This window comes from Latilactobacillus fragifolii, assembly GCF_905332535.1.
In the GTDB taxonomy this organism is placed as follows: domain Bacteria; phylum Bacillota; class Bacilli; order Lactobacillales; family Lactobacillaceae; genus Latilactobacillus; species Latilactobacillus fragifolii.
On record NZ_CAJOCF010000002.1, the window covers coordinates 102,147 to 115,159 of the forward strand.

General features: G+C 38.8%; 10 protein-coding genes. 2 read left to right on the plus strand and 8 right to left on the minus strand.

Annotated elements, in window-relative coordinates:
- Positions 1-81: 81 nt before the first annotated feature.
- The 7 genes from J7Q78_RS03260 to J7Q78_RS03290 form a co-directional block, all read right to left on the minus strand.
- The gene (locus tag J7Q78_RS03260; RefSeq protein ID WP_208423054.1) at positions 82-1,362 is read right to left on the minus strand and encodes a sensor histidine kinase; all 1,281 of its coding nucleotides are present in this window, start codon (positions 1,360-1,362) and stop codon (positions 82-84) included.
- Positions 1,352-2,101, minus strand: a complete 750-nt coding sequence (locus tag J7Q78_RS03265; protein ID WP_208423055.1) for a LytR/AlgR family response regulator transcription factor — start codon at positions 2,099-2,101, stop codon at positions 1,352-1,354. The genes J7Q78_RS03260 and J7Q78_RS03265 overlap by 11 nt, the downstream gene beginning before the upstream one ends.
- Before the next feature lie 448 nt (positions 2,102-2,549).
- Positions 2,550-3,452, minus strand: a complete 903-nt coding sequence (locus J7Q78_RS03270; RefSeq protein ID WP_208423056.1) for a WxL domain-containing protein — start codon at positions 3,450-3,452, stop codon at positions 2,550-2,552.
- A 125-nt stretch (positions 3,453-3,577) separates the two neighbouring features.
- Positions 3,578-3,730, minus strand: coding sequence for a hypothetical protein (locus J7Q78_RS03275; protein WP_154243077.1), 153 nt, complete (start codon positions 3,728-3,730; stop codon positions 3,578-3,580).
- Positions 3,714-4,724 (minus strand): DUF916 domain-containing protein, encoded by a 1,011-nt coding sequence (locus tag J7Q78_RS03280; RefSeq protein WP_208423057.1) that lies wholly within the window; start codon positions 4,722-4,724, stop codon positions 3,714-3,716. The genes J7Q78_RS03275 and J7Q78_RS03280 overlap by 17 nt, the downstream gene beginning before the upstream one ends.
- Entirely contained in the window at positions 4,724-5,761 is a 1,038-nt protein-coding gene (locus J7Q78_RS03285) for a DUF916 and DUF3324 domain-containing protein (RefSeq protein WP_208423058.1), read from the minus strand. Before J7Q78_RS03285 ends, J7Q78_RS03280 begins: the two co-directional genes overlap by 1 nt.
- Positions 5,762-5,781: 20 nt before the next feature.
- Positions 5,782-9,099, minus strand: coding sequence for a WxL domain-containing protein (locus tag J7Q78_RS03290; protein ID WP_208423059.1), 3,318 nt, complete (start codon positions 9,097-9,099; stop codon positions 5,782-5,784).
- A gap of 809 nt (positions 9,100-9,908) precedes the next feature.
- Between J7Q78_RS03290 and J7Q78_RS03295 the strand changes: the two genes are divergently transcribed.
- Complete coding sequence (locus J7Q78_RS03295; protein WP_208423060.1) at positions 9,909-10,502, plus strand: carbohydrate binding domain-containing protein; 594 nt, start codon at positions 9,909-9,911, stop codon at positions 10,500-10,502.
- Between the two features lie 129 nt (positions 10,503-10,631).
- The gene (locus J7Q78_RS03300) at positions 10,632-11,927 is read left to right on the plus strand and encodes an alpha/beta hydrolase (RefSeq protein ID WP_208423061.1); all 1,296 of its coding nucleotides are present in this window, start codon (positions 10,632-10,634) and stop codon (positions 11,925-11,927) included.
- Between the two features lie 833 nt (positions 11,928-12,760).
- Here the strand turns inward: J7Q78_RS03300 and J7Q78_RS03305 are convergent.
- Complete coding sequence (locus tag J7Q78_RS03305; RefSeq protein WP_208423062.1) at positions 12,761-12,967, minus strand: hypothetical protein; 207 nt, start codon at positions 12,965-12,967, stop codon at positions 12,761-12,763.
- Between the last annotated feature and the right edge of the window lie 46 nt (positions 12,968-13,013).

A 13,013-nucleotide genomic window follows, 5' to 3' on the forward strand; every position in this document is an offset into this window, starting at 1 on the left:
CTTGAAAGCTATTATTAATAAAAGATACAAAATAAAGCTGACCATCTCGGTTTCAATTGAAATCCGGATGGTCAGCTTTAATTAGTTCAACGCGACAGAAAAAGTAACGCTAAATTCCGATTGAGTTACTTCAATGTTTAGCCCACAATCGTTGTATTGTTTACAAATCTGATTAATATTCAATAGCCCATAGCCATTACTTTTATATGCGGCATCAATATTAAATGCTCCTTTATTTTTTATGGTAACAATTTGATACCCGCCGATGATGTTAACATCAATCTTGATCAACCCTTCTCCGACTGGAAAATCCTTTTCCGCTTCCGTTGCATTATCTAATAAAATACCTAAAGAACGGACATAATCAAATAATCCCATACTGATTTGATCCGTATAGGCGTTAATCCTTACATTTACTGGAATCCCTTCATTTTCAGCCGCAGCTATTTTGTTATAAAACAACGACTTTACATAAAGATTGGGAATATTAGTTAATGCTTTTACATGGTCTGAACCAACCGCATTATGCCCATAATTTTCTAATTGGCTGATTAATGTTAATGCTTTTTGATTTTCGCCTTGCTCAATTAACAAATATAAACTGGTCATTAAGTTTTTATAATCATGTTTGAATCGATCCGCTTTTTTGTTTTCTTCTTGTACTTTAGTGTACAAGGCTAATTGACTCGCTAATTCATAATTTTGATAGGTATTTTTTAAATAGAGTTTAAGCATAATGGTTAACAGAAAACTAATTAGTATCACCGCTACTAATGAACACCAATACAGGTAATCATTTATTCCCATACTCAACACATTAGCAACAATCAAAGCATCTGCAACCAAACATGCTAACAGCACCTTGTGATAGGCGCCATCTTTTATGACTAAGAAATACGCCTTAATCGTGTTTGAATTAATAATATGCGCTGCCATTTTAGAGAGGTATATGACCCCCACAAAGTTGACTATCGTCAGTAGCCCCAGGATAAATGGTGTCTGGTAGTTAATCCCGATTATAAATTTAGCGATGCGTGGCATAATATTAAAACCGATTGTCCAAGATATTAACGCAATATCACTAATAATTAAAGGAAATAACCTGCTATAGATTAAAGATTTAGAGGCTTTGTAAACCTTGTAAAAGCTAACTATGAAAAAAAGATAAATGGTACTAAAAATAAGGAGCGTATTACAGTCATCTTTCAAAAAAAATAACAGCGGAATAACGACAATTACTGAAAATATGACGCAGGAGCGTTCTCTGGCCGTAAAATATTTTTTTAGAAGATAAACCATGATAACGATTATATCAATTAGCAAAATCACTTCCGTGAATTGGATCGGCACCTTATTTAGCATACATGCTCTCCCATACTTTTCGTACTTTATTAATAATTCTTTCGCCCACATATAATTCTTTATGACTACTAAATATGATGGCGTTTTTTCGCGTATCAATTTTCATTATATTATTCAAATTTAGTAAATATGATTTTAAGCTCAGCCACGTTCGAACGTCCGCTAACTGTTTACGCACCGTTTTTAAAGATATATTAATAATAATGTCCGTTTCAGAATTAACAATTAGCACCTTGTTCCGCTCACCTTTCAAAGTCTCGAAGTAGTCGATTTCTTTATAGGGTATTTTATAGTCGACGCCTAAACTTTTAACAATGAACCACTGCCCCGTATTCATTCGACTTTGAATTTCTAAAGTGATGCTTTGCAAACTATCATGGAGTTGTTTTCTCACTTTGTCTAAATGAGTACTTTTGACAATATACCCGGTAGGTCTAATGTCGTTATTAATCACCTTAATGGCTTTGTGATTATCAGCTGTAATAAAAACAATAAAACAAAATTTATTCTTCGTTCGGATAATTTTACTAATTTGAATCCCGTCGATATACTGATTCAACTCAATATCAATTAAAAAAATGTCATTATTGCCGATCGTTAACTGATTAACAGATTCCTCAATATTTCTTAAGCCCGTCAATGCGACGATCTTGTCTTCACCATACTGTTCTAAATAATGGATGATTTTACTACGATGAATGAAATTATCTTCAATGACGTATACAGTATTCCCTAACATTGTCTCTCCCCCTAAACAAACAAAAAAAGCCACTAAAATAATTAGCAACTTTTTTTGAGAGACTCTTGATTTAATTTGACGCAATTTAATATTAACATATTTATAATTTTTTTAAAAGCCTAATTCCTCAGCTTCAATACTAAGAATAAAATAATAAAAATAATTAGTTCTAAAATTAAATACAGATAAAAGGTCCGATTTCGATTCATCATTTTCCCCCAGATATTAAAAACTTATCATCTTTCTTATATCATACAAGCAAGTCGTTCTAAAGTATAGTGCAAGTGAAGCGGGCTGCACTGAAGCATTATTTAAAGTGTTTCTCTTAACATGCCAAAAAAGACGGACAATCGTCATTATCCGTCTTTTGGCTAGCAACGCATCCCATTATAGGCTTAATTGACTAATGTTTACAATCATTGGCGCTTGAAGTGCGGGGGTCTTGCATTTAAGCAATCCCAGTTGCTAATTCCCATGTTAGATTTGATTCATAGACCGCGTTTTTGACAACTGAAGTGGTTGGCATCGTTAATTGAATATCGTCTTTATTCCAACCAAATACATCGGCCCCTTCACCTTGGGTATCAGCAGCCGTAGCGACTAATTGATACTTGCCACCAGAAGTCAGTGGTAATGAAAAGTCAGATGTGATTGCACTAGCATCAAGATCTTTATTATCATCTTTAGTCTTATCCCGGTTGGCGAAGTCTTTATCTTGGTCTTCCGATGTTAAGGTATAAATATCCAAAGTTCGTCCGTACGCAGTATCTTTAAATGACAACGTTGCATCATTAATATCTTCACCGTTAATCACGTTGCCCTGATCATTTTTAGCTTGCAGTGGCCCGTCCGGTTTGACGCTTAATGTCCACGTCCCAGAAACTGACGTATTTGGTGCGGCGAATTTAGTCGCATCACGCGTAACTTGTTTATCAACCACCGTTGCCCAAGCTTTGCCCGCAACATCCGCCAATTTTTCATCTTGCGTGTTTAAAATAGCGGTCTCGTTAGTATCGCCATTTTTGTAGTTTGGATGCCGGTTATTATCATTTTTGCCGTAGTTTTTACCATCAGCAGTAAACATTGGGTATTGCGCGAAAAATTGTTCATGATTCCCAAAGTCAAGTACGTGAGGCACCATTTGAAGCCGTAAGTAACCAGTATTACCACTAGGATTATTATCACCAAAAGAGATCCCGGCAGTTGTTGTATCGTGTTGCGGTAACTCAATCCCGCCATTGGCATCAGCGTTATGTTCCTGCGTTGCCGCAAATGAGGTTCCTGGAACAATGAATGCAGATAAGACGGAAACCCCCAATAGGGTGGCACTTGTTAATTTTGTGAATTTCATTTTTGAAATTCCTCCTTTATTTGGTGCGCTAGGCACTTTTTTTATAAGATCCTCAATCAAGAATCGTTATAACGATGAATGGAAAAACCAATACTAGTAACTTATCAAAAGTTGCTCTCCAGCAATCACATGGTAATTGTCGTATAAGAATTAAAATTGATATACGTTACAATCGCCAAGCCTAAGCTAATCATAAAAATGATTGATGATCCGACTATCAGCGCAATCATGATCTTTTTAAGTTTGGCATAACTGTATTTATTAATGAGTTTTTGCATGTTTTTTCCTCCTAGACAAGCCGCCAATAATTACCACAACACTTATCAATATGCGTATTCGATTCTGTAAATAAACATAATTTTGCCGATTAATAAACTGGGCTTGATCGTGCGTAATGCTGACGTATTTAGACAGTGTCTGTCGATGCGTTTGATCTTTAATTTCAGCCTTTAATCGGTATAGGCCAGGTACTAAGCGATAACCGGTTAGATCCAAATTATTATAAAATCGTGATTGCGGCGCAATTTTTAAAGCCGCTTTGTGGTCATGATATTGGAAAATAGGCCACTTCGTATTTTTAAGGGTCATTTTAATCTGGGCATTTTGCCAAAACCATGGTTGCTTATTCGTGAATAAGACACTCAACGCCGGCTTCCCCTCTGTCATGCGGACAACAATTCGATTAGCTTGTAAAGTCGGCTTAGTAACCAATGACTTGCCCTGCAGAACCAACCCGACAGCATAGGTATAATGATTCTTAATCGCTGTCTTGTGTCTGGTAGCGGCATCATAAAGATTAATTGCCATTACTTTTTCCCCTTTGAAGGGTTTATTAACCGCCTTGATTATAAGGGGCACCTTTTTGGTTGCCCCCGGCCCCAAATGAATTTTTGCCGGCACTTGCACAAAATGTTTCGCCGGTTGCGGTAATAATCGCGGGTCATTTTTTTTAGCCCCCGTGTAGTTAATAACGCCATCATCTAAAGTATTGGCGTTAACCACTTTAGCTTGAATCGTGATTGGGTGATTCGTAGGGTTGTAAACCGTAATGTTCAGCCGCCGTGTTTGCTGCCAAGTCATTTTAAGATTAAAATAACCTAATTTTGGGCCCCCAATATTATCAGCTGGTATTTCGGGTTGAATCATAAAAGTGACTTCATGAAGCGCTTGGGTTGAGCTTGGCACCTTTTTCGCCTGAACCGGGCGACCACTCATGATGATTAATAATAATGTGCCAATCACCGTTAGCAATCGTGTTTGCAGCCTTCGCATTATGCCGCTCCAATCTTAAGCAGTTTCAAATAAGCAATGACACTGATCAACATTACTAAGCCACTAGTGGTGGCCACAAGCGCCCATTTATTAATCGGCTTTTTGATTGCTTGTTGATTAATGACTGCCGCATCACGATCTTTGACCGTAAAAGTTTTGTTGAAATGCCAAGTCATTGGCAACTTGTTCCAATAATTTTCACCAGTCACTTTGACCCGTGCTGTATAGGTGCCAGGCGATAATTTATCATAAGCCCAGGAAATTGGCAGTGTCAGTTGTGAATTAGGGGCAACATTCGTATTAGTTGTTTTATAAGTATATTTCGAACTAAAAATGCCCTTTTTAACAATCGCCGCATCAATCGCCACTTTAGAAATTGCCATTGATTCAATATTTCTTAAATGAATGCCAATCGCTGGATGCTTATTGTAAAGCAGCGGCTTGACTGAACTGTATTTTAATTCGGGATAAACTTTATAGTGGGCCCCTCTTAAAGCGACCCCAACTGAATATGAATAGTTACTAGAAATTGCAGAAGCCCCGTTGCCACTGGCATGTAAATATTCGATAAAGTGCCAACTACCATATATCAAGCCACGATATTTATTTTGCGGTAACTTAATATTCGTTTCTAAGACAGTTGTTGCTTGCGGCGCTAAGTGAATAACGTCCTCACCTTTTTTTAATTGAGCAATTTTGGTGAATGGTATTTTAAGACTCTTATCCAAATTGGTTTTAGGGGTAAAGTCAATGCCCCCGCCAGCTTGCGTAAAAGCATTGCGCAACTGAGCATGAACCGTAATGGCATGGTCTGTGAAGTTCTGAATCCGTATTTTAATTCTTTGATCAGAACCCGGCGCACATTTTAAATCAAAGTAATTTAAACTATCATCAACTTGTTGATCTGGCAAAATGGGTTCGACCTCAAAGTCAGCCCGTTGTTGATCAACCGTAGCTTGCACCTTCCCCAAGCCGTGGCCCATTAAGCAGCCTAACCCTAAAAAAATGAGTGCCCCATATTTAACAATATTTTTCAAAATTAACACCTCACGATATTCTATGGCGCAATTGCCAGTGTCCAAGTTAAATCAGCTTGGTAGTGTGTCTTGTAGCGTTTAGTCGTTGCCGGTACGTGTAAGCCGACACTATAATCGGCTTGTTGTTGACGCCCAAATTGATACCGCCAAACGTTCCAGCCTGGGTCATCATATTTTTGACCATCGGAGTCAGTCGCTACATGCTGATCAAAATGGCCTTTTTTAGAATAAGTCACCACGGTTGTACTTTGTTTGGCTGCAGGCTCAAGCGTAAAATGGCTTAAATTATTAACTACATCTTTGGCTGTACTAGCTTCATGGGCCGCTATCTTCTTTAAAAGTGCATTGTTAAACTGTAACTGAGCGCCCGTTAACTCATGCGCGTGTCGCAGCGCGGGATCATGACTATTAGGATCAGCTTGGGACTTAAACTGACCGGTTTGTTGAACACTTAAAGTCCAACTATCAGTGCCGAAGTAATCTTCTACGTTCACCCCACTAGGAACTTTTTGATTAGCCGCATTTCTAGTAGCAGGTAAGTAATAAATTGCATCACGTTGGGTATTCAGATATTTACCAAAGTTCCATGTTTCTAGTGCTGACAGTGAAATCATTGCTTTTTCATAACGGTACGTAATGACTTGATCTTGTTTGGCGATTATTGGATTAAGCTTCTCAGCTTGGAAAAAAGTCGCGTTTGTCAAATCAGCCGTTTGGGTCACATCAATAACCGTCCAACCTTTAATATGTTTAGGGCGCATTGGTTCTGCATTGATCGCCGAGACCTTTTTACCAATTGGTCCCGATACCGTTACTGTATCGGCAATCTGAGCAGGATTTTTCATATTAGATTTTCGATCAATGTATCTAAAGATCACTTTCCCTTGCTCACTTTTAGCCACTTTAATATCCGCTTCACTTTCTGATGAAGGGGCCTGAACGTTGGCCGACGTGGTCCCGGAAAAGTGAGCTGTATTTTTGATCATCCCCGCTTCTTGTTGCGTAATCTGGGCTTCAAAAGTGACAGTCACCGAATTACCTTTTCCAAGTGGTTTGAGCTGAATATCATTAGTATCTGAAGGCGATTCCGAGGACCCATCGTCATATGTCACTTTGATTGAACCTTTTTTTAAGACTAACCCTTGGGGAAGTTCATCCTTAAGATCACCAGTAGCTAAAGTAGTGGTACTATCTTGATCAACACCATATTTGATTTGATAGTCGACAATATCCCCGTATTTACCAGTAGTTGCTTGTTGGTAATCAGGCTCTTTTTGTGTTTCATTTTTGACCAACTTATCCAGGTGACCACTATAAGGCACCGACTCAACAGGAACATCTACAAAAGCAGTCGCTGTTTTTACTGTGCCGTTGTCATTATCATCAACGCCGGTTGCAGTGAATGTATTTCTAATCGTTTTTCCAGATGCAGCCGGTAAGATTTTAGCTGCAAACGTCACTGCGACCGATTGATTATCAGCAATAGCTTGGTTTACCCCCACATTTAATTGATGTGTAGTGGGGTCATAGGCACTAGCTGGTACTTTTACGGTACTGCCATCAGCGTTAATTAATTTAATTGTGTTCGCATCAATCTGAAATGCCGTTGGTATTGTATCGGTGAACTTCACTTTCCCCCATGACGTCTTATAACCTTGGTTTTTAGCCGTTAATTTAAATTGCACTGTATCGCCGACACGATTTTTATGATCGGTACTGGTACTATTTACATAACTTTTATGCGCATATGGCACAACATACGGCTGCTTAGTCATCCCAATATCTTGGCGATAATGGTCGACACCACCAGGTTTCAATGCGTGCCAATCCCATCTTGCTGTGTAGGCTGAATCTTTTTCGGGAAATAGTTGCTCACCATTCGGGGTGGCTTTAACCGGGTGACTTGGATTCATAAAAGAACGCCCCTGACCCGTAATATTTTTGGGCACAAAGCTATCGAAGACATGCGTTGCATCTATCTTACCTGGGTCTCTCCAAAGCGTCGCGGCATAATCGGTAGGTCCATCTGGTACATGCATATTCATGAGAATTTTATAATCAGGATCTTGCATATATATACCGGTACTCGAGCCTTGTGAAAATAAGGGAATATCATCATTTTTATTCAAGTCAGTATCTAAAGATAGATAAGCGCCATAAGTTAAATCAGTAGTAGCGGTATTTTTAAGATATAATTCTTGTTGAATAACGGGGGCGCCGTTCGTGCTAAAACGATATAAAATCTCAAACTGATACTTATTTTTAATATTGTCGACTATTTTTTTAATTGCCATTCGTCCTTGACTATCAGTCCCAACGAACAAAGTGGGGTCAACGTTAGCATCTGGGGCATTTTCTTTATAAGTATCTGACTCTAACCCTTCACCTTTTTCATTAGGGGCATAACCACGCCAATTTTGATCAGATGGATTAGCAGCTTTATCCGTGACAATCCCAAATGAATTAGAGGAGTCAGTTGCAGAGCTGAAATTACTATAAAGCGCCCATATGTCAGTACCATGATCTACAAGGTAAACGTTAGGTTGTAAGTAGATTGGGGTGGGATTGCCAACGCCCGGAAATTGGCTTCCACCACCTAGTGCGCCAAAAGTAAAGGCTAATGAGAGGTCTTTATTAATCGCATACGTAGCTTCTGGGGCGGTCGTTACTTTTTGCCAGTTAGTAATTCCATCATCAAATTCTTCTGGATTCACTGCCAATACCTTAGGCGTTTGATTGTCAGTCGTCGTAATACATAAACGATTAGAGCTCATATGCGGCCGGTTCAACTGTAAGGTTAATTGCCCCGTTTGAATCAATTTAATAACGAGGACTACTTGATCAGTATTATTTTGCTGTTGTGGCGTAATCGTCAACATATTATTTTCTAGTTTAAAAGTATATTGTGGGTTCAGTTTACATGTCGCTTGAACATTTAAAACCGCTTGTTGGGCGTCAACCGGAATTGCAATGGGTGTCTTGATTATCTTTTTAGCCGTAATCGTTACCTGAATAGTATTATTGACAACTGGGTTCAGTTGATTAGCCGTTAAGTTATAGCTATCCGTAGGCATCGCTGTGGTCCTAGAGGTGTCGGCGCCATCTTGGGTTTTATGCAGATTAGTCCTTATTTTATCCGTCCCACTGCTTGAAGTACTGCTAGCTAACTGGGGCGAATGACTCGTATATGACTCACTTTGACTATGCTTTGTAATCGCTACAGGATGGGCCCTGCTTGTTTGATGACTCTCCGCCAAGCAGTTTTGAGTGGATGCTAATAAACCATCAACGCTACTGATTAATAAAATGACCATTAGAACCTTGTACAATAATTTCATTTACCACACCACCTTCTAAAAGCATCTTGTCTGTTAATACTTAGTTGCGTAACTTCGAGTTTTTTTATCCGTTCAAATGTACGAGGAGGATTAATTATTAGGTATGCTGTTATAGTCATACCCGCCCATTTAATATGCTCGATTGATAATATTAAATTGATTAGTATAACAGGCGCGAAAGGTTCACAACTTAAGAGTTGTGGCCCGTTAAATTTATCATTATGTAACATGAATAATATTTCCTTTTCGGAATTAAAAACATTTAAAAAAAAAAAGCTAGCCGTCCTTGTTAAACCGTTTTTTTAGCAACAATTATGGTAAAGAAAATTATATAAAATAAGCTTGCATTCCATTAATCAATGGGGTAAAATAGTCAATAAATCGAAAGACCGCAACTCTTGAGTTGCGGTCTTCCATTTGTAATAGCCCATTGGCCTAAATACTCTAAAAAATTAATAACGACCTTCTCCCCTCAATGATTAAAGCGAAAGCTTTAGTCATTGGGGGGATTTTTTAGTGACTAACCTTCGAAAGAGCTTAAAATCAGGGAAAAACGCGTCATTGCGATCAACTTTTTTCCTGATTAACTAACTCACCCTTCTTTAAAAAAGAGTATCCGAGTAATAAAAATGATAAATTTTAATGCTTAAAAAATGCGCTCTCTGCCTATTAATAGCCCTTTGTTGAACATATTTTTAAAATTAATATAGTTTTTCGATAGCGTTTTCTTTGATAATCGCGGGGGCCGGGCGTTATATTTAAACTGTTCAACAGGTTATATCAAATACAAACTAATCAGGAGGTAACACATGGGAAAAACATTTCATCGGCTATTATTAACCACCATTATCTTAGGTGGTACGTTATTGGGCGGCACAATGTCAGTAAACGCTGCAGCTGTCTCTAGGGGCTCGGTAGGTGGGGAGGCTATCCAATCAGCCTTTAAAAATCTAGTTAAAAACGGGGATTTTAGCACTGGGCTCACCAACTGGCAAGTCGGAACATACAATACTGGCACCGTTACGGTTAAACAAGAAGGCACTCATAATTATGCTGAGCTCGCGCACCCTACAGCAGAATCGGTCGCAGCAATCGCACAAGATATGCCTGCCACCCAGCTGAAAAAATATAAATTAAGTTTTATGTACCAAGGAACACCGCATGGGCAATTAGTACTTGAGGCTAATAGTTCAACGTCTAATCAGCATCAGATGGTGGGGCTTTTTGATTTAACCGCTAGCTCAGCAACGTGGCGGCAATTTAATCAAGAAATTGTGATGCCCGCAAATGGCACACGCGGAAATTGGCATTCACTCACAACCCTTTTTGTAGCTGGCAACAGTGAATACGCGACTAACCCACCACTAAAGATTAGCGATGTGCAGTTAGTCGAAGTTAACTAACGGATACTGAGTTAGCTCATATTGACTGTTTTAGATTTGTTGTCAATATGAGTAAGCACCATTAGACATGCCATTGTATTTTCAAAGCATCGAGGTTTTAAATAAAATTTTAAATAAGAAGGCAGATTAATGAAAAAATGTTTAACTAGATCAATAACAGCCGCTATGCTAATTCCTGCAACCTCAGCAATGTTGGTTCATGCTTTACCGACACATGCTGCAAGTGTCGGCCACCAGCCAACTGCGATTGCCGCAACTAACCAAGCTAATCTAAAAACGGTATTTGAGCAGGCAAGTAAGGCTGTTCAGGGACAATCTATTAATACCCTAAAAGCTAAATATCATCTACAAGCAACTAAATATGTGGATCAGGCAAGTTATCTAGACCACGTCAGCGATTTTTATCACAGCTATAATCCCCAATTGGGGGCGCAACGATTTATGGAAGAAATACTAGCACGTCAATTAGTTGATAAAGCCTTTAATCTTAGTCATGCTAATGATATTAGCCACGCTTGGTCAGCTTATTTTCTTTACGATGCAGGGTTTGATCGCAATGGTAAACTATTCCAAATGATTGGTCCTAGTCCACAGCCAGAACCCAATTTACCGAAAAGACAAATTCCAGTAACTGAACAAGCTACTGGAAAATTAATGAATTTGAATGCCTTTTATCTCGATCAAGGTTCTGATACAACCATCGTTGCCACCGGTGGTTTCCGTGGTAATGGCTGGGATATAACTTCGCCCGAAGTTCAAATTTTAAAATCTTTTGGATACAACGTCTTAATGACCGAACCACGCTCTTCTGGGACTAGTCAAGGGACCTATATTTCTTTAGGGTATTATGAAAAAGATGATTTTGCAGCTTGGGTTCATGATGAAATCAATTTAAAACCAACTCAAAAAATCCTGCTCTATGGTGGATCGATGGGGGCTGCGGTAGCAATGGGCGCCTTAAATAATAATTTACCGCAAAATGTTAAAGGGCTCGTCGAAATATCTGGGTACACTGCAATCGACCAACAAATGACAGATGTTTATAATGCATTGTCTAAAACAATGGGCCCGACTGTTGCTGACCTCCTCGGTTTTACGGCGGTTCAAAGGGCAGCTACCTTTAACTTATTGGAGCAGCAACTATTATTACCAAACGTAAAGATGCCGTTTAAATCCGATTTACCACTTCAAGGGGTCCAATCAACGACCTTACCAAAACTTTTTATTCACGGCGATGCGGATAAAATTGTCCCAGAACAGAATGCCCAATTACTGTTTGATAAGGCTAGTGGGACTGAAAACCGCTTAGAAATCGTGCATGGTGCTACGCATGGTGGTGATATTTTTGTAGGTGACATGGGCAAGCAAACCCAAAATGCTATGCAAACTTTTTTCGAATCAACGATTAAGAATGCCGCCAAATAGTTTCTTAACCCAAATAATTTAAGCCACCGCTTTCCGCATCGCTTGTAATTTTCTTAATCAACGGTGCTGTTGGCATCCATCGTGCTTCCCCAGCTATAATTCAATCTTATTTAACGTAATTATTACTTTCATGCGCGTCAAATATGGATCGCCTCCAGGTTAATCCAGTGGACAAAATTTAAAAAGGCTTCAAGAAAGTTTTCTTAACCACTTTCTTGAAGCCTTTTGCTGTGTTTTACCGTCTTGTGCCAAATTATTAACAACTAATCGAAATCGCCATGATTTCAATGATTTAACAAAAAAACAGTAATCTTTAAAAGATTACTGTCCCTCTGTTCAACGATTTAAACGCCCATTGCGGATGGCCCGATGAACAGGCATTGATGATCCATCCAACCTTCATCGTCTTACTTGATACTTGTTGGCGGTTGCTCTGTTTTGTCTCCAATCAACAATGGCTTATAGTTGCCGGATAGCATAGCCTGTAAGGATTAATGCATCGTCAGATACTTCGTTGCCGTCATACTGGAAGCCAATCCGGGCAGAACTATCTAGGCCAACTATCACACCATAGTCCTCCCCGGTTGAGTCGACATCAAATGCATTGCTAATGACCCTTGAACGACCGTCTGTGTAGTGTATTACTAATTTTAATTTACTAAAATTTGAAGTATCTATCCTTCGCACCGATAGGGCTAAATAATATGCCCCAACTGGCAATGTCGTTTTATTAACCAGCGCGCCTCTATATAAGCTGGCGTAATTATTAATATTTGCCATTAAACTAAAATCGTCAGATACACTGCTGTTTTGGCCTTCCAAATTATATTTACTTAAGTCAATTTGTCAAGATGAGCACCAATATTCAGGTCGCTAAAATCAAAAGAATAGGTTTCTTTAATTTGTTTCACTTCATTTAATTTAGTAGAAAGGTGACTATTGGTACTTGCCTGCGCAATATTAACCATGGGCCCGGTAACAACTGAGCCTAACATCACTGTACTTAAAATCAGACTTGAAAACATTTTATTTAGTTTCATAAAAACACCTCTTAAAATTATTTTTTAAATTGTTGTAACTGTGCCC

Bases quoted from the DNA above. Each gene is read 5' to 3' on its own strand.
- J7Q78_RS03290 (WP_208423059.1), bottom strand. From the start codon at position 9,099: ATGAAATTATTGTACAAGGTTCTAATGGTCATTTTATTAATCAGTAGC.
- J7Q78_RS03260 (WP_208423054.1), bottom strand. From the start codon at position 1,362: ATGCTAAATAAGGTGCCGATCCAATTCACGGAAGTGATTTTGCTAATT.
- J7Q78_RS03280 (WP_208423057.1), bottom strand. From the start codon at position 4,724: ATGCGAAGGCTGCAAACACGATTGCTAACGGTGATTGGCACATTATTA.
- J7Q78_RS03275 (WP_154243077.1), bottom strand. From the start codon at position 3,730: ATGCAAAAACTCATTAATAAATACAGTTATGCCAAACTTAAAAAGATC.
- J7Q78_RS03300 (WP_208423061.1), top strand. From the start codon at position 10,632: ATGAAAAAATGTTTAACTAGATCAATAACAGCCGCTATGCTAATTCCT.
- J7Q78_RS03270 (WP_208423056.1), bottom strand. From the start codon at position 3,452: ATGAAATTCACAAAATTAACAAGTGCCACCCTATTGGGGGTTTCCGTC.
- J7Q78_RS03305 (WP_208423062.1), bottom strand. From the start codon at position 12,967: ATGAAACTAAATAAAATGTTTTCAAGTCTGATTTTAAGTACAGTGATG.
- J7Q78_RS03265 (WP_208423055.1), bottom strand. From the start codon at position 2,101: ATGTTAGGGAATACTGTATACGTCATTGAAGATAATTTCATTCATCGT.
- J7Q78_RS03295 (WP_208423060.1), top strand. From the start codon at position 9,909: ATGGGAAAAACATTTCATCGGCTATTATTAACCACCATTATCTTAGGT.